The organism is Leifsonia tongyongensis (assembly GCF_010686705.1).
Taxonomy (GTDB): domain Bacteria; phylum Actinomycetota; class Actinomycetes; order Actinomycetales; family Microbacteriaceae; genus Diaminobutyricibacter; species Diaminobutyricibacter tongyongensis.
Map to the genome: position 1 here is coordinate 1,529,757 of NZ_JAAGWY010000001.1, position 16,985 is coordinate 1,546,741.

At 66.9% G+C, this 16,985-nt stretch carries 16 protein-coding genes; 13 read left to right on the top strand and 3 right to left on the bottom strand.

Annotation, left to right across the window (positions count from 1 at the left end; translation table 11 throughout):
• Positions 1–37 precede the first annotated feature (37 nt).
• From G3T36_RS07330 to G3T36_RS07355, 6 genes are all read left to right on the top strand, one after another.
• Complete coding sequence (locus G3T36_RS07330) at positions 38–1,195, top strand: Gfo/Idh/MocA family protein (RefSeq protein WP_163289142.1); 1,158 nt, start codon at positions 38–40, stop codon at positions 1,193–1,195.
• Between the two features lie 23 nt (positions 1,196–1,218).
• Positions 1,219–2,241: a sugar phosphate isomerase/epimerase family protein gene (locus G3T36_RS07335; protein WP_163288862.1), complete on the top strand. Its 1,023-nt coding sequence runs from the start codon at positions 1,219–1,221 to the stop codon at positions 2,239–2,241.
• Positions 2,238–3,107, top strand: a complete 870-nt coding sequence (locus G3T36_RS07340; RefSeq protein ID WP_163288863.1) for a ThuA domain-containing protein — start codon at positions 2,238–2,240, stop codon at positions 3,105–3,107. The genes G3T36_RS07335 and G3T36_RS07340 overlap by 4 nt, the downstream gene beginning before the upstream one ends.
• Before the next feature lie 100 nt (positions 3,108–3,207).
• Positions 3,208–4,071: a sugar phosphate isomerase/epimerase family protein gene (locus G3T36_RS07345; protein ID WP_240148264.1), complete on the top strand. Its 864-nt coding sequence runs from the start codon at positions 3,208–3,210 to the stop codon at positions 4,069–4,071.
• Positions 4,068–5,081 (top strand): sugar phosphate isomerase/epimerase family protein, encoded by a 1,014-nt coding sequence (locus G3T36_RS07350; protein ID WP_163288865.1) that lies wholly within the window; start codon positions 4,068–4,070, stop codon positions 5,079–5,081. The genes G3T36_RS07345 and G3T36_RS07350 overlap by 4 nt, the downstream gene beginning before the upstream one ends.
• An 11-nt stretch (positions 5,082–5,092) precedes the next feature.
• A complete protein-coding gene (locus G3T36_RS07355) occupies positions 5,093–6,385 on the top strand; it encodes an ABC transporter substrate-binding protein (RefSeq protein ID WP_163288866.1) in 1,293 nt (430 codons plus the stop codon).
• Here G3T36_RS07355 and G3T36_RS07360 read toward each other — a convergent pair.
• On the bottom strand, positions 6,345–7,649 hold the full coding sequence (locus G3T36_RS07360; RefSeq protein WP_240148265.1) for a sugar phosphate isomerase/epimerase: 1,305 nt from the start codon (positions 7,647–7,649) through the stop codon (positions 6,345–6,347). The two genes, G3T36_RS07355 and G3T36_RS07360, sit on opposite strands and share 41 nt — an antisense overlap.
• Positions 7,650–7,913: 264 nt before the next feature.
• On the opposite strand from G3T36_RS07360, the gene G3T36_RS07365 reads away from it, so the two are divergent.
• Positions 7,914–8,489 carry a helix-turn-helix domain-containing protein gene (locus tag G3T36_RS07365; RefSeq protein ID WP_163288867.1) on the top strand — a complete coding sequence of 192 codons (576 nt, stop codon included), beginning with the start codon at positions 7,914–7,916 and terminating at the stop codon, positions 8,487–8,489.
• Positions 8,490–8,559: 70 nt separating this feature from the next.
• On the opposite strand, the gene G3T36_RS07370 is transcribed toward G3T36_RS07365, so the two are convergent.
• The gene (locus G3T36_RS07370; protein ID WP_163288868.1) at positions 8,560–9,825 is read right to left on the bottom strand and encodes an ROK family protein; all 1,266 of its coding nucleotides are present in this window, start codon (positions 9,823–9,825) and stop codon (positions 8,560–8,562) included.
• Between the two features lie 222 nt (positions 9,826–10,047).
• Here G3T36_RS07370 and G3T36_RS07375 point away from each other — a divergent pair, with 222 nt between their 5' ends.
• From G3T36_RS07375 to G3T36_RS07400, 6 genes are read left to right on the top strand one after another with little or no spacing between them, the layout of a single operon-like run.
• The gene (locus G3T36_RS07375; RefSeq protein ID WP_163288869.1) at positions 10,048–11,067 is read left to right on the top strand and encodes a VOC family protein; all 1,020 of its coding nucleotides are present in this window, start codon (positions 10,048–10,050) and stop codon (positions 11,065–11,067) included.
• 1 nt (position 11,068) lies between these two features.
• Positions 11,069–12,067, top strand: a complete 999-nt coding sequence (locus G3T36_RS07380; protein ID WP_193570880.1) for a cyclase family protein — start codon at positions 11,069–11,071, stop codon at positions 12,065–12,067.
• 41 nt (positions 12,068–12,108) lie between these two features.
• A complete protein-coding gene (locus tag G3T36_RS07385) occupies positions 12,109–13,242 on the top strand; it encodes an FAD-dependent monooxygenase (protein ID WP_163288870.1) in 1,134 nt (377 codons plus the stop codon).
• Entirely contained in the window at positions 13,239–14,228 is a 990-nt protein-coding gene (locus tag G3T36_RS07390; RefSeq protein WP_163288871.1) for a fumarylacetoacetate hydrolase family protein, read from the top strand. Before G3T36_RS07385 ends, G3T36_RS07390 begins: the two co-directional genes overlap by 4 nt.
• Positions 14,225–15,004, top strand: coding sequence for an SDR family NAD(P)-dependent oxidoreductase (locus G3T36_RS07395; protein ID WP_163288872.1), 780 nt, complete (start codon positions 14,225–14,227; stop codon positions 15,002–15,004). The genes G3T36_RS07390 and G3T36_RS07395 overlap by 4 nt, the downstream gene beginning before the upstream one ends.
• A gap of 3 nt (positions 15,005–15,007) precedes the next feature.
• Complete coding sequence (locus G3T36_RS07400) at positions 15,008–16,177, top strand: alpha/beta hydrolase family protein (protein WP_163288873.1); 1,170 nt, start codon at positions 15,008–15,010, stop codon at positions 16,175–16,177.
• 182 nt (positions 16,178–16,359) lie between these two features.
• Here the strand turns inward: G3T36_RS07400 and G3T36_RS07405 are convergent, their stop codons facing one another.
• A complete protein-coding gene (locus G3T36_RS07405; protein ID WP_163288874.1) occupies positions 16,360–16,788 on the bottom strand; it encodes an Hsp20/alpha crystallin family protein in 429 nt (142 codons plus the stop codon).
• Positions 16,789–16,985: the final 197 nt, after the last annotated feature.

Genomic DNA, 16,985 nt, shown 5'->3' on the forward strand with positions numbered 1-16,985 from the left:
GCATGGTCGTGCCGAGGGCCGCCCGCTTCGGGTGGCCATGATCGGTTACGGGTTCATGGGGGCCGCGCACTCGGTGGGCTGGCGCCAGGCGCCGGCGGTCTTCGACCTGCCCCTCGGGGTCGAGATGGCGGTCGTCGTCGGCCGGAACGCGGATGCGGTCGCCCAGGCTGCCGCCCACTGGGGCTGGACGGAGTCGGCGACCGACTGGCGTTCGGTGATCGCGCGCGACGACATCGACATCGTCGACATCGTGACGCCGGGCGATTCGCACGCCGAGATCGCGATCGCCGCCCTGGATGCGGGCAAGCACGTGCTCTGCGAGAAACCGCTCGCCAACTCGGTCGCCGAGGCGGAGGCGATGCTCGCCGCTGCGACGCGAGCATCCGAGCGCGGGGTGAAGGCCATGGTCGGGTTCACCTACCGACGGGTTCCCGCAGTGACGTTCCTTCGGGACCTCATCGCGCAAGGCGTAGTGGGCACGGTGCAGCAGGTGCGCGCCGCCTATCGGCAGGACTGGCTGGTCGACCCGCAGATGCCGCTCGCGTGGCGGCTGCAGAAGGAGCACGCCGGCTCGGGCGCGCTCGGCGACATCGGCGCTCACATCATCGACATGACCCAGTTCGTGACGGGCCAGCAGGTCGAGGCCGTGTCCGGCACCGTCGAGACGATCGTGAAGCAGCGGCCCCTTCTCGGCTCGGGGTCGGGCCTCGCCGGCGTCGCCGCCGAGGGCTACGGCGACGTGACCGTCGACGACGCTGCGATTTTCACGGGCCGGTTGACGGGAGGAGCGCTCGTCTCGTTCGAGGCGACGCGGTTCGCAACCGGACGGAAGAACGCGCTGACCATCGAAGTCTCGGGAGACCAGGGCGCGCTCGCGTTCGACCTGGAAGACCTCAACAGCCTGCAGTTCTACGACCGGCGGGAGCCGGCGGACCGGCAGGGATTCACGAAGATCCTGGTGACCGAGGCCCAGCATCCGTATGTCGGCGCATGGTGGCCCGCCGGCCACATGCTCGGCTACGAACACGGGTTCGTGCACCAGGTGGTCGACTTCGTCGGCACCCTCGTCGACGGTACGGATCCGCATCCAAATTTCGCCGAAGGACTGAGCGTTCAACGGGTGCTGGCCGCGGTCGAGGAGAGCGCCGCACAGAATTCTGCATGGGTGCCCACGGGCGCCCGTGCGCATGAATAAGTCGTCTTGAGAGGGAGAATCCGATGACACGTCCGATCACTCTGTTCACCGGCCAGTGGGCCGACCTGCCGCTCGAAGAAGTGGCCCGGCTCGCAGGCGAGTGGGGCTACGACGGACTCGAGATCGCCTGTTGGGGCGACCATCTCGAGGTCTCGCGGTGGGACGACGAGGCCTACGTGCAGTCGCGCCGCGACATCCTGGAGCGCAACGGCCTGAAGGTGTGGACGATCTCCAACCATCTCGCGGGCCAGGCGGTCTGCGACGACCCGATCGACGAGCGGCACCGTGACATCCTCAACGACCGTGTCTGGGGCGACGGCGAGCCCGAGGGCGTCCGGCGGCGGGCCGCAGAGGAGCTGAAGCTGACGGCGCGGATGGCCGCGAAGCTCGGCGTGAAGACGGTGACCGGGTTCACCGGATCGTCGATCTGGAAGGCCGTCGCGATGTTCCCGCCGGCTTCCGACGAGTGGATCGCCGCGGGCTACCAGGACTTCGCCAACCGGTGGCATCCCATCCTCGACGTCTTCGAAGAGGTCGGCGTGCGGTTCGCTCTCGAAGTGCATCCGTCGGAGATCGCGTACGACTACTGGACCGCGAAGGCGACCCTCGACGCGATCGGCCACCGGCCGAGCTTCGGGATCAACTTCGACCCGTCGCACTTCATGTGGCAGCAGCTGGACCCGGTGGCGTTCGTGCTCGACTTCGCCGACCACATCTTCCACGTGCACGTCAAGGAGTCGATCACGAACCTCGACGGACGCAACGGCGTGCTCGGCTCCCACCTGCCGTGGGCCAACCCGCGGCGCGGCTGGACGTTCGTGTCGACAGCGCACGGGCAGGTGCCGTGGGAACCGCTGTTCCGCGCACTCAACGCGATCGGCTACACCGGGCCGACGTCGGTGGAGTGGGAGGACGCGGGCATGGACCGCCTGCAGGGGGCGCCCGAGGCGATCGCGTTCGTGCGCAAGCTCAACGCGATCACGCCGCCCGCGGCCGCCTTCGACGCCGCGTTCTCGACGTCACGCGACGGCGCCGGCGCCTCGTGACCGGTCTGCTTCCGGTCCTCATCCTGTCGGGACACATGACCCGGGAGCACGACAACGAGTCCCGCAGCTTCCGACAGCACAACCAGTGGCTGACCACGCTGCTCGAGGACACCGGGCGCTTCCGCGTGCGGGTCATCGAGGACCCCCGCGGTCTCGGAGCGGAGATCATCGACAAGTACGACGTCGTGATCGTCGTGTTCGAAGGACGCGACGGGTACCACGAGAAGGCCGTCGGCTTCGGCGCCGAGACCGACGCGGCGCTCCTCCGGCTCGTCCACGACGACGGCAAGGGGATCGTCTGGTTCCACGGCTCCGCCGCCCAGGAGGACGACTGGGGCTACCCCGAGGCGTACAACGTCATGCGGGGCGCGAAGCTGAGCGTACCGACTGGTCTCCGCCCGCGACCCTGGGGCGAGGCGCAGCTGCACACCGTGGAGCCGCGTCACGAGATCACCGAGGGCATCAGCCAAACCTGGACGGTGACCGGCGACGACATCCTCACCGGTGTGCAGCTCTACGACGGATCCGAGGTGCTGCTCACAGTCTTCGACGACCTCGAGTCCTATGAGAACGCGCCGATGTGGCCGATGTCGCATTATCCGGTGGCGATCCCACCCGAGGGCATCGCCGGTCTGCCGGGGATGAACACGCACCAGCCGATCGCCTGGATCAACGAGTACGGCGCGGGGCGCTCCTTCACGATCACGATCGGGCACGACATCGACACCTTCCGGCGCATCGAGTTCATCAAGATGTTCCCGCGCGGCGTCGAGTGGGCGGCGACCGGGAAGGTCTCGTTGAATGGGCCCGACCGCAGAGGCGAACGGCGCTTCTTGCCGTGGCCCTATTACAACCGAGAGGGCTGATATGAACAGCGAAACCCGAGCTCCCAAATGGAGTTACATGGACCACTGGCGAGCAAACGGGCCACGCGGCCCCTACGACCAGTGGCACTCACGACTGGCTATGACGCGCTTCCTGCGCCAGGTGGCGGCCGTGGGGTTCGATGCGATCGACACGTTCGACTTCCGCATCTGGCAGATCCTCGAGCAGTACGGTTCGGTCGCCAACTATCAGGAGTTCGTGCAGGAGCAGGGCCTCGAGCGGATCGTGAACACCTTCCACGGCGTCTACTACGACCCCGAGCGGTACGCACCCGAAGTGCCTGCCACCCACGACACGATCCTCGAAGACTTCAAGGTCACGATGGACCGCTGGTCGGGCATCCAGCTCGACAACATCATCGTGATGCCGGGCTCGCGGTTCTTCGACGAGCAGGGCGTGACCAATGACGGCCTGAAGCACGCGGCCGACATCTGGGGCAAGGTCGGGCAGCTCACCCGCGAGTACGGCGTGAACCTGACCTGCCACCACGAGTTCTACGGCGGCATCCGCACGCGTGAGCAGATCGACACGTTCTACGGCTACGCCGACCCGGAATACGTCAAGTTCTTTGTCGACACCGCGCAGCACTGCATCGCCGACGTCGATCCCGTCGATGTCTACGAGGCGCACCACGAGCGGGTGTCGGGCTTCCACTTCAAGGACACGCGCACAAAGGACGTCAACAACGACTACCGCCTGTGGCCGGACGCCGAGCTGTCGGCGGTCACCACCGAGAAGTGGTTCTACGAGATGGGCACCGATGAGGGCCTGGTCGACTTCGAGGCCATGATGCGGTCGGTCCGCGACCACGGCTACACCGGCTGGATCAGCGTGGAGCACGACAAAGCCGACAAGATCGGCGGCGACTATTCGGAGAGCACCGCGATCGCCCGGTGGTACGCGAAGAACGTGCTCGACGAGATCTATCAGGAAGTGCAGGCATGACCGAGATCCGGTGGGCGTACGCCCTCAACCAGTGGGACACCAACATCGATGCGTTCGTTCGCAAGCGCGACCACGAGCGCGCCTTCAAGACGATCTCCATCAGCGGGTTCTCAGCGATCGAGCTGACGGCTGAGAGCTTCGGTCCGTGGGAGCCCCTCGGCACCCCGCAGCAGATCGCCGACCTGTACGGCTCGCTCGACGGCTTCCGTCAGGTGCTGGCCGGATGCGCGCTCGACGCGGTCTCGAGTTACGTGTACGACCCCTTCATCGGCTTCGACGTGGAGATGGGCCGCGGCTCAGAGCCGCTCGATGCCGCGAGCATCCCGGCCATCACCAGGACGGCCGTCTGGTTCGCGGATGCGCTCGCCGCCCTGGGTGGGAGCGTGCTCGTCGTGCGCCCGGTCGGGTCAGCCTGGCAGACCGGGCCGCTGAGCAACGAGCAGATCGCCTCGCTCGCGGACTGCTGGAACCAGGTCGCCGCTGCCGTCCGCGCATCCGGAATCTCGCTTGCGCTCCACTTCGACTTTCTCTCCGCCCTGCGGCTCGAGGACGGGCTCGCCCGGCTCCTCGACGCGACGGACCCGCAGTTGGTCGGGCTGGCGCTGGACACCGCGGAGTTCGCCGTTGCCGGCTTCGACCCCGTCGAGGTCTTCGAGCGTCACGCAGACCGCGTGCACCACATCCAGCTGAAGAACGCGCGCGACGTGGTCGACGACGCCGAGGCGGCGACACCCCACGCCGAGCAGTCCGTGCGCACCGAGGGCGGCCCCCGCCGCATCGAGCGCTGGTTCTTCGAGCCCACCGACGAGGGCGGCCTGGTCGACTTCGAGGCCTTCATGCGGAGCGTCGCCCGGCATGGGTACCGCGGGTGGATCGTCGTCGAGTCCGACCAGAGCCCGCACCCGGCGGAAAGCGCCATGGTGAGCGGCTGGTACGTGCAGAAGGTTTTGGCGCCGATCGCCGCAGCAGAGTTCCACGCAGTTCCCGAATCCACACCCGAACACGTTTGAGAGGCTCGATGATGACACAGCAACGCAGGACATGGACCAGGGTCGTCCCATTGGCGGCGACCGTCGCAGCGGGAGCACTTGTACTGGCCGGATGCTCGGGGAGCGCCACGGCGACCGGCCCCGAACCGCAGACCATCAGCTTCGCCTTCGGTGCGACGAACGATCAGGACAAGGTGGCCTATTCGTCGCTGGCGACAGCGTACGAGAAGGCGCACAAGGGTGTGACGGTCACTCCGCAGAACCTCCCGGCGCAGAGCTACCCGACCGCCATCGCGACCCGTGTGCAGGGCGGCAATGCTCCTGACACGTTCCAGTCCGAAGGCGGGACGGGCCAGTCGTACTCGATCATCCCGTTCGCCAAGGCGGGACTCCTGCTGCAGCTGACCGATCCCGCGATCAGCGCGGCCCTTCCGCCATCGCAGAAGGAGCTGTGGACCTATAACGGCAAGACCTACGGCGTTCCGCTCGGCACCAACGCCAACGGCGTGATCTACAGCGACGAACTGGCCAAGTCGATCGGCGTGAACATCGACGCATCCACGAGCCTGGACGGAATCATTGCTCAATGCGCCGCAGCGCGCGCCAAGGGCAAGACCGTCTACGGGCTCGCCGGAGCCACCGCTGCCAACAACGCGTTCCTCGCCCTCGGGCTGGCGACTTCGACGGTCTACGGACACGACAAGAACTGGAACGAGAAGCGCAATGCGGGCAAGACCACCTTCGCCGGAACGCAGGGCTGGGTCGACGCGCTCACCGAGATCAAGAAGCTGAATGCAGCGGGGTGCTTCCAGGACGGCGCGGCGGGCGCGGGCTTCGACGCACTGACGAACGGCGCCTCGCAGGGCAAGATCCTCGGCTTCTTCGCGCCCAGCAATGCGGCCAAGGAGATCATGGATGCGGCCGGCGGACACGTGAAGCTGGTCATCCTGCCGATCGCCGCTCCGGACGGGACGAAGACCTACCTTTCGGTCAGCGCCGACCAGAGCGTCTCGGCTAGTGCCAAGACCAAGAGCCCGAAGCTCACGCAGGACTTCCTGAAGTACGTCCTGTCGAAGGACGGCCAGGAGACGTACGCGAAGGCGGTCGGGACGATCCCGGTGACGGCGACCGCGTCGACGACGCTCCTTCCGCAGTTCGATACCGTGAAGGACCTCATCTCCTCGGGCACTGTACGTGGCTTTCCGTCGACAGACTGGACCAAGGCGAAGGTCTACAACGACCTGGGCAACGGCGTGCAGGGCATCCTGACCGGGCAGATGACGGTCAAGCAGGTGCTTGAGCAGATGGATGCCGACTGGGGTTGAACCCAGACGCCAACGACGCGCGGGCGAGCGCAAGGTGCCGCCGGGTCATTCCGGCGGCATCGTCGTCGAGCCACTCGTGTCCGCCCCATTCGCTGCACAGCGTGCCGGTGAACTCCGACCCGCGCAGCAGCGAGCCGACGTCGCGGAGCGGCTGCGAGACGCGGTCGTCCGTGTCGTCGAGGTCCCAGAACTTGAGGTGAAACGCGCCGATCAGCGGCAGGATGTCGCGCAGCACATCCACTGACGAGCGACCGAACCGCACCAGCAGGTTCATGTAGAGCGTGTGGGCCTGGGGTGGTACGCCACCGGCGCGCAGGAGTGCGACGACCGCATCCAGCGTCGCGGGTTCCAGCCAGTCGTTCGTGAGGCGTGCGAGAAGGTCGGGGGGCAGCCCGCCCGCGGCCAGCTGCTCGAGATACGACGGCGGCAGGGCCGGCATGAGCATGCTGGTGTCGACCAGCAGCCGGATGCTCGGATCGTCGAGTGCCGCGATGTCCTCGATCGCGCGGGGGACCTGGGGCGCATCCGGTGCCTGCTGCCCCTGGAGCTCCTCGTAGAGGGTGAGGCGCAGCTCGTGTAGGAGTGGCTGGATGCGGCGCAGCAGCATCGGCCCGGCCTGGCCGATCGGCAGGCGGATGCCCTCCGCTCCCAGTTCGCGCGCGGCCTCGAGCTGAGGGCGGAGGAAAGCGAACCGCTGTTCCTCGTCCCGGCGGCGCGTCGGCGAGAGCCAGTCGTCGATGCTCACGCCGACGATGCTGACCCGGCCGCCTACGTCGGTGAGCCGCTCCCGCAGTGCGACGGCCTCGGCCTTCGACGGATCGGGGAACGATCGCCACAGCTGGCCGAGCTCGAGTTCGATGACTGATGCGACCCCGGAACTGACGATGCCGGCAGCGATGTCGGTGGCCGGATGCTCGGCGCGGATGACGTCTGGTGTCCAGTTGAAGGCGCTCGCCGAGAGCGTCCACGGGGTCTCCCGGTGAACCTGGAGCGATCGTTCGATCGAGAAGGGAAGCGTGAGGGGGCCGTCGGGTCCGCCCTGGAGGTATGGGACGACGAGCGCGAACGACAGTGATAGATCGTGAGCGCCGGGGGCGAGCTCCGCTTCGCCGCGGAGGACAAGACGGTCCTGGAGGAACCACCAGCCGTCCTCGCGAGCCAGCGCGTCGACCGCGACCGATCGGCCGTCGACGTCGACTTCCAACGGAGCGCACGAGTGCCCGTCGATGAGGAGGCGGACCTCCGTCACGCTCCATAGCGGCATAGAACGGATCCACGGCAGGCACACGCAAACTGCGAAACCATCGCCGGTCGAGACCAAAGCGTCATCGCGCAGGATCGGCAGAGTCACGGCGCTGTATCTGAGTGGGGTCGGACGCGTTCGAGCATGACACTCCTTCGGGGCGGCTTAGGAACGTAAACTACACGCTTATGCACGAAGCCGGAAGAAGTGGTCAGTCGAAGCCATGAATCCCTCTCAAGGGGTTAGAATAGCTATATCTAGTTAGATATATTCTTTGGGGGCACGGTGAACGCATCGACATTGCTTCGATCAGCGCGTCTGACAAGCGGAATCAGTCAGAGCGACCTCGCTGCGCGGACACAAACAAGCCAGCCGGACATCTCCACGATCGAGGCCGGCAAACGCACGCCCACCGTCGACACTCTCGAACGGCTCCTTCGGCAGACCGGACATCGGATCATCGCTGTGCCTGGCGTCGGGCCGGATGCCACAGAAACAGCGGAGCGAATCTCGGCCGCGCTCAAGGCAAATTCCCGCGACTCGGCGCTTCGTGGGTTTCTCGATTACTCGGACAGCCTTCGCCGCGCCCAAGGCGTCGACCGCGTTGTCCTCACCGTCAGCGAACCCCATCCCACAGGTTCAAGCGCGTGGGATGCCGCTCTCGCCGCGCTGGCCGACTACTGGCTATCGAAGTCGAAGCTTCCCCAACCGGCGTGGATAACTGCTCCACGCCGAACGCTCCAGGCGCCCGAATCGCCGCAGCTTGGCCCATATGACCTCGAGCCCGACTTGGCTGAAGTTCCTTCAGAGTTCCTACGTCGAAACGTCTTAATCGAGCGCGCAACTCTGGAAAGCGTTTAGACCATTGCAGCTTGACCGGCAGGACCTCATCGATGGCTTGTGCGGTCGGGTCGCGCCATATTCCGCCTGATCAGGCGGGCGCCTTGACCCCGTCGATCGTCGGGCGGGCCAACGCGAACCACCGCGGGAAGGTCACCTCGAAGAGTTCCTCGATGGCGAGCTCAGCCCCGCCGCGCAGGGGCTCCCGTTCGTCTCCGACCGATCGCACGATCGCGAGGTCGCGGGTGGCAAGCGGCAGGGAGAGTTCGTACACGCGCTGTCGCACCTCGGCGAGGAAGATCTCACCGGCCGCGGAGACGGCACCGCCGATCACGATGACCGCCGGGTTGAACATGTTGACGAGGCCGGCAATCGATTCGCCGATCAGCCGAGCCGAACGCTGAACAAGTCCGATCGCCAGCGCGTCGCCGTCGGTGGCCGCGATCGACACCGCCTCCGGAGTGATCTGCTCGCCGCGCGCGACGAGGGCCGCGAGGATTCCGCCGGCTCCTTCGTTGAGCGCACGGTTCGCATCCCTCACGATCGCCCAGCCGGAAGCTTCGGCCTCGAGGCATCCCACTTTGCCGCAGCGGCAGGGTGTCTCGGAGTCGCGCACCCGGACGTGACCGATGTCGCCGGCTGCGCCGTTGGCGCCGCGGTGGATGCGGCCGTGCGAGACGAGGCCCGCCCCGATCCCGCTTCCGACCTTGCAGTAGATCAGGTCGATGTTGTCGTCGCGTCGATGACTGCGCTCGACGAGCGCCAGGAGGTTGACGTCGTTGTCGACCCAGACCGGCGCATCGAATCGTTGTTCGAACCGCCGCCGCACGTCGAAGCCGTTCCACCCCGGCATGATCGGGGGAGCGACGGGGGAGCCGGTCTCGAAGTCCACGGGACCCGGGATGCCGACCGCCACCGCCCAGACGGGCCGGTGGTCGTGCTCGCCGAGCAGCTCGTCGATCATGCCGAGCGACATGTCGATCGTCTCCGCCGGACCACGACCGATGTCCCATTCGCGGTGGGCTTCGGCATACACCTCGCCGTCGAGCGTGGCGAGGCCGACGCGGATGTGGAGCGCGCCGAGCGCGCAGATCACGATCGTCCCCTGTTCCGATCGGAATCGGAGGGTGCGCGGTGCGCGGCCGCCCGAGGACGGACCGAACTCGCCGTCCTCGAGGAAGCCCATCTCGATCGCGGCTTCCACGCGTTGTGTGACGACGCCGCGGCCGAGCCCGGTCAGCCGGCCGATCTCGGGCCGGGTCTCGGCCTCGCCTGTGCGCACGAGATTGACGACGCGCAACAGGCTCATCACTTCATCCGTCTGCGCGCCGAAGCGGAGCGCCGAGTCTCTGGCCATGCTTGATTCTGACATAACTAGGACCGGGAGAGGCCGATCACGGGCTGACTTAGGGGCTGGCGCGCACAACTTGCGCGGCACAACAACCAAAGAACACGTAATCTCGACCAAGGGAATCACTCTCATTGATCCTCTGCATAGGGAATACCGGCTTCCCTGATCCGAGCGCCCACTCGATAGTGGAAACCGGGCCGCGTTCTGCCCATCGCGAAAGGATCGAGGATGATCAAGCTTCTCTCCCACCTGTCTTATGTGGAGATCACATCACCAGACGTCGAGGCGTCTGTGAAGTTCTACGAAGAACAGGTAGGGCTCACGGTGGTCGACCGCATCGATGGATCGGTGTATCTGCGCTGCTGGGGCGACTATTACGCGTACTCGGTCGTGGTGACTCCCGGCGACGAGCCGGCTCTGGTGACCATGGCCTGGCGCACCTCGAGCGCCGAGGCGCTGGATGAGGCCGCCAAGCGCGTCGAGGCCGCCGGAATCGCCGGCGAATGGCTCGACGATGTTCCCAAGATCGGCCGCGCCTACCGCTTCACCGGCCCACAGGGCCACTCGATGACCCTGCACTGGGACGTCACACGCCACCAGGCTCCCGGGCACGTCGCGTCGATCTATCCCGATCGCCCGGAGAAGCGCAGCAAAGTCGCCGGCGCTCCACGCCAGCTCGACCACGTGACGATCGCGGCGAGCGACGTCGACGCGTTCGCGGCCTGGTACAACGACGTTCTCGGGTTCCGCATCATGGCCCGCACGGTCCTCGACGAGGCACCGATCTCGATCTTCTCGGTGCTGACCACCAACGAGAAGTCGCACGACCTCGGTGTGGTCCTCGACGGCTCGACGAGGGCCGGCCGCGTCAACCACTACGCGTTCTGGGTCGACACCTACGAAGAGCTCCTCATCGCGGCGGACACCCTCATGGAGAACGGTGTCCCGATCGAATACGGGCCCTCGATCCACGGAATCGGCGAACAGACCTTCCTCTACTACCGCGAGCCGTCGAACCTGCGCATCGAGCTCAACACCGGCGGCTACCGCAACTACGTGCCCGACTGGCAGCCCAACACGTGGAAGCCATCACTCGGATCGAGCAACTTCTACCGCAACGGCGCGATGCCGATGTCGATGACGGAGTCGTTCCCGCCGGCCGACGGTCCGAGTGCGACCGAAGAGGGCGTTCCGGATGAGATAAAGGAAGCGTTGCTGAACCCGTACGCCGTGCAGGGTCGCGGCTGACATGGCCCTGCCGAGCGAGGATCCTGCCGACCTGAACCGGCAGGATCCCGAGGCGGAGATCGGTGCACGCGCCGAGGCGTACCGCAACTGGGGACGCTGGGGCGCTGACGACGCACTGGGTACCCTGAACTTCATCGATGATGCGAAGCGTGCGGAGGCAGCCGGGCTGGTCCGCGGGGGCACGAGCGTGTCCCTGTCGCAGCCGTTCGACATGAACGGCCCGCAGAAGGGATGGCGTCGCCGCACCAACCCGGTGCACACGATGCTGGACACCGGAACCGACGCGGAGCGGGGAAACCAGGGCTTCCCTCACGGGCTGGGCGGAGCGGACGACGTCATCGCGATGCCCCTGCAGTGCTCGACGCAATGGGACGGCCTCGGCCACATCTTCGACCACGGCTACGCCTGGAACGGGCGTCGCGCCGGCGACGTCGTCACGAGTGACGGCGACTTGGTCACCGGCATCGAGCAGGCGGCGTCAGCCATCGTCTCCCGCGGAGTGCTGCTGGACCTCGGGCGCTACCTACAGCCCGAAACCGGCGAGCTTCCTGACGGATACGCGATCACGGCAGCCGATCTTCGCTCCTGCATCGATGCGCAGGGCGCGACCAGCGCGGTCGGCACCGGCGACATCGTGCTGGTGCGCACGGGCCACTACGCCCGCGCCCGCCGCGATGGCTGGGGCGACTACGCGGGCGGCGCAGCACCCGGGTTGTCCCTGACGACCGCGGGCTGGCTGCACGACACCGAGATCGCGGCCATCGCAACCGACACGTGGGGCTTCGAGGTGCGTCCGAACGAGTTCGACGTTCCCGCTTTCCAGCCGCTGCACCAGGTGGTCATTCCGAACATCGGCCTCACGATCGGCGAGATGTGGGACCTCGAAGAGCTGGCGACCACGTGCGAGCAGTTCGGCCGCTACGAGTTCCTGCTCTCGGCGCCCCCGCTGCCGATCACCTACGCCGTGGGCTCGCCGGTGAACCCCATCGCACTTCTGTAGTACAGCTCGAACGAAACACCTGAGAACAGAGAGGTTCTGACATGACCGCCGTCAAGAAGGTCGCAATCGCCGGGAGCGGTGTCGCAGGCTTGGCCACCGCCATCGAGCTCGCCAAGGCCGGCGTCGAAGTCGACGTGTTCGAATCGAAGCCGGAACTGAGCGCGCTCGGCTCGGGGATCACGCTGCAGGGCAACGCGCTGCGCGCTTTCGGTGCGCTCGGCGTCTGGGACGACGTGCGGGCCCAGGGCTACTTCTTCGAGGGGCTGACCCTCCGTGCGCCCGGACCGGATGCCCCCCTGATCGCCGAGCTCCCCGAGGTGAAATCCGGCGGCCCCGATTTCCCGGCGGCGGGAGGCATGTACCGGCCCGACCTCGCGCGCATCCTGCTCGAGCACGCACAGGCGGCGGGCGCGACCGTGCACTTCGGCTCGACCGTCACGGCGGTCGCCGAGATCGACGACGGCGTCAGCGTGGAGGTCGACGCCGAATCCGCCGGCACGTTCGACCTGCTCGTGGGCGCTGACGGCCTCAACTCGCGGGTTCGTGAGCTCATCGGCATCGAGACGAAGCCGCAGCCGACGGGCATGGGCATCTGGCGGGCGTTCGTCTCACGACCCGCGGAGGTCGAGCGCAGCGAACTGTATTACGGCGGCCCCGTATACATCGCCGGGTACACCCCGACCGGCGAGGACACCATGTACGCCTACCTCGTCGAGCCGGCGCAGGATCGCTCTGGGGTGACGGATGCGCAGGCCGTCGAGATCATGCTCGGTGAGTCGTCGGCATACGGCGGCCCGTGGAACTCGATCCGCAACGACCTCGAAGCGGGCGCCCACGTCAACTACACCTGGTTCACGCAGCACCTGGTTCCTGCGCACTGGAACCGCGGCCGCTCCGTCGTGATCGGGGATGCGGCCCACAGTTGCCCTCCGACCATCGCGCAGGGTGCGGCTCAGGCCCTTGAAGACGCCATCGTGCTCACCGAGCTGCTGATCGCCGCCGATACCCTCGACGCCGCGGTGTGGGACGAATTCCACGCCCGCCGGGTGGCGCGTGCGAAAGCGGTGGTGGACGCATCCGTGCAGCTCGGCCAGTGGCAGATAGACCACGACCAGGAGGCCGACGCCCCGGGTCTCATCTTCGGGATCGCACACCGGATGGCGGAGCCCGCATGAAGATTGCGCGCTGGACGGCCGGCGGCGACGTCTCAGAAGGATTCGTCATCGACGATCGGGTCGTGCCCTTCCCCGACGGCTTGACCGTGGCGGACGTGCTGGCCCGTGGGCTGGCCCAGACCCACGAGCTCTTCGCCGAGGTGAAGGACGTCGACGGCATCGCGCTGAGCGAGGTGCGCCTGAAGGCTCCGCTCGTGCCCGCAGCCATCCGTGACTTCGTCGCTTTCGAGGAGCACGTGGAAGGTGTCAGCGCCTCCGTCGACGGCAAGAGCGAGGTCGTGCCCGAGTGGTACCAGTCGCCCACCTTCTACTTCACGAACCCGCACACCGTGCTGGCGACGCAGGACACCGTGCGGCCGCCGGTCACGCAGCGACTCGACTTCGAACTGGAGGTCGCGGCGATTCTCGGGCGCGCATCCGGAGTCGGCGAGTCGAACCTGACGACCGCCGAGGCGGCATCCATGATCTTCGGCTACACGGTCATGAATGACTGGTCGGCCCGCGACCTGCAGTCACGCGAGATGAAGGTGCGGCTGGGCCCGGCCAAGGGCAAGGATTTCGCCACGAGCTTCGGGCCGTGGATCGTCACCGCCGATGACCTGGCGCCGTATCTCGACGATGACGGCTTCCTGGCCATCCGCGCCGAAGTCTTCGTCAACGACGAACTCGTGGGGCATGACCTCGTGTCGAACATGGGCTGGCCGTTCCCGGAGCTCGTCGCCTACGCGTCTCGCAATTCGCGGGTCGTGCCCGGCGATGTGCTCGGCTCCGGTACGACCGGCAACGGCGGATGCCTCGCCGAGTTGTGGGGGCGCCGCGGTGAGCTGACTCCTGCGCCGCTCGTCGAAGGCGACGTGGTGCGGATGGTCGTCGAAGGCATCGGCGAGCTCATCGGCACGGTCGGCGCCTCCGTTCCCGCTCCCGACCTGCCGTCGGCGAGGGTGCGCACCCGCGCGCGCAGCCGGGAGGAGCGGGTTCCGTCATGACCCGCGCCACAGGACTCGAGGGGGCGACGGTCGTCGTGACCGGCGCCGCGGGCGGCCAGGGGGCCGCGGAAGCGCTGCTGCTTGCGGAACACGGCGCCCGCGTGATCGCAACGGATGCGCGACAGCCCGCATCCGGAGCCCTCGACGCTCCCGGCATCGAGTTCCGGCACCTCGACATCACCGACGAGTCGGAATGGGCGGCGCTCGCCGCCGACCTGGAGTCGGCGCTCGCCGGAGCCCTGCTGCGCGGACTGATCAACAACGCCGGAATCACCCACCGGGCCGGCATCGCCCAGACCGAGCGGGCCGACTGGGACCGCGTGATCGCCGTCAACCTGACAGGGCCGATGCTCGGGATGCGCGCACTCGCGCCACTCATGGGCAAGGGTTCGTCGATCGTCAACATCGGTTCCGTCGCCGGGCTGACCGGGCATTACACAGCTGCATACACCGCATCCAAATGGGGCCTGCGTGGGCTGTCCCGGGTCGCCGCGACCGAATACGGACCGCGTGGCATCCGCGTGAACACGATCCATCCGGGGTTCATCGAGACCGACATGACGGCCAACGCGCCGACCGCGATGCGGGCGGCCCAGCTCGAACTCACACCGCTGGAGCGATTCGGTCAGCCGGCGGACGTCGCCGGCCTGGCCGTGTTCCTGCTCTCCGACGCGGCCGCGTACATCTCCGGCGCGGACATCCCCGTCGACGGAGGATTCGCATCGTCGGCCGGCGCCAAACACATGGCGGATCGCATCGCCGGAAAGAAGGAATAGCCGATGTTCATGTACTTCCCGACCAACTACGTGTGGAGCCTCGCGGTCGTCGCGACGCTCAACAACGGCGGCTACATCGACGAGGTCGACCGAGCGTGCAAGCCCGTGCTGCTCGCCTCGCAGAACGGCGACGACGCCGGAACGGCCGAGCTGTACGCGGCGTGGGCGGCGGTGGCCGACCGGCTCGTCGCCAAGGCTCAGGACGACGAAGCGCACGGCCGGCGGGTCGGCTCGGGCGAGACCTATTACCGCGCATCCCTCTACACCTCGCAGTCGGAGCGGCTGCAGTCCCCGAAGTGGGAGGGACGAAACGCGGCCTACCAGAAGTCGATCGACCTGCTCCTCAAGCATGTGGAGCTGAGCCGCATCCCGCTCACCCGTGTGGAGATCCCTTACGAGGGAGCCTCGCTGCCCGGCTACTTCTACCGTGCGCCCGGCGACGGGCCGCATCCGGTGATCATCCAGTGGAACGGTCTCGACTCGACCAAGGAGATGATGTACTACTCCGGCTTCCCGGCGATGCTGGCCGAGCGCGGGATCTCCACGCTGATGGTGGACACCCCCGGCTCGGGCGAAGCCCTCCGCCTCCGGGGGCTGACCGCGCGCTACGACACCGAAGTGTGGGCATCCGCCATCGTCGACTGGATCGAGCAGAACGCGTCCGAACTCGACGCCGACCCGGACCAGGTCGGAATCGTCGGCTGGTCGCTCGGCGGCTACTACGCGCCGCGTGCGGCGGCCTTCGAGAAACGTCTCAAGCTCGCTGTCGCGTGGGGTGCCAACCACGACTGGGCCGCAGTGCAGGAGGCTCGCCGCAACCGCGAGGGCGAGAACCCGGTGCCGCACTACTGGGATCACGTGTTCTGGGTCTGGGGCGTCGACAACATGACCGAGTTCATCGAGAAGACCAGCCGGATGCATCTCAACGGCATCGCCGACAAGATCACTGTTCCCCTGCTGATCACGCACGGCGCCGGCGACAGGCAGATTCCGGTGAAGTACGCCCACGAGACGTACGAGCAGGCCGTCAACAGCCCGAACCGTGAGCTGCGGATCTTCGACGACCCGGAAGGCGGCACCGAGCACATCTCCATCGACAACATGCCCTACGTCGCCGGGATCATCGCCGACTGGGTGGCCGAGACGTTCTCCTCACGGCAGCGCATCCGCTGAATCGTGTTATCGGCCATCGAGTCAACGAACGTGAACAGTCGTTTTCTGGTTGTGGTGCTCCCGGGAACGGGTGGGCGCGAGCTGGCCGTGCCGCGCCCACCCGTGCGAGTCCCCGGGAAAGCATTTCGTATCGTCCGCCCCATACGGTCCGACATGCACGTCCGGGAACTGCCCGCGCTCGATCAGGCCGATACGGATCTACGCCGGTTTTCGGAAGCGGATTCGACGGCGATCTTCCGCGGCTTCGCACGCTCAGCGATCGGGATGACCACGCTGAGCACACCGTTGTCGTAGCTGGCGCTGATGCCTTGTGCGTTCACGTCGTCGCCGATCGAGAACTGGCGCAGGTACGCGCCGAACGGGCGCTCCTGCGCGAGCCAGCGGACATTCTCCTGGTTCGCGGCGGAGCGGATGGCTCGGATGGTGAGCAGGTGTCCGTCGACGTCGACGTCGACCGATCCGGGGTCGACGCCCGGAAGGTCCGCGTTCAGCACGTATTGATCGCCTTCTCGGAACAGGTCGACGGGCATGATTCGCGGTTGCCTGCTGGTGTCGAAGACGCTCTGCGCGATCCTGTCCAGTTGGCTGAAAGGATCGAATGACATCGACATGGTGGGATTCTCCTTTCGGTTGTGGGTGAGTGTCGCGTCACCCTCATTTCACTGTTGCGGGGTGTGCCGGTCGCCCGGCGGACCGCGTGGGGGTGACCGGATCGACGACCGCGAACGGTTCCAGCCCATCCACCTCGGGCCAAGCCGCCCAGAATGACTCTCGACGCACGGCGTTTTTCCGTCGGATGGTTGAGAGC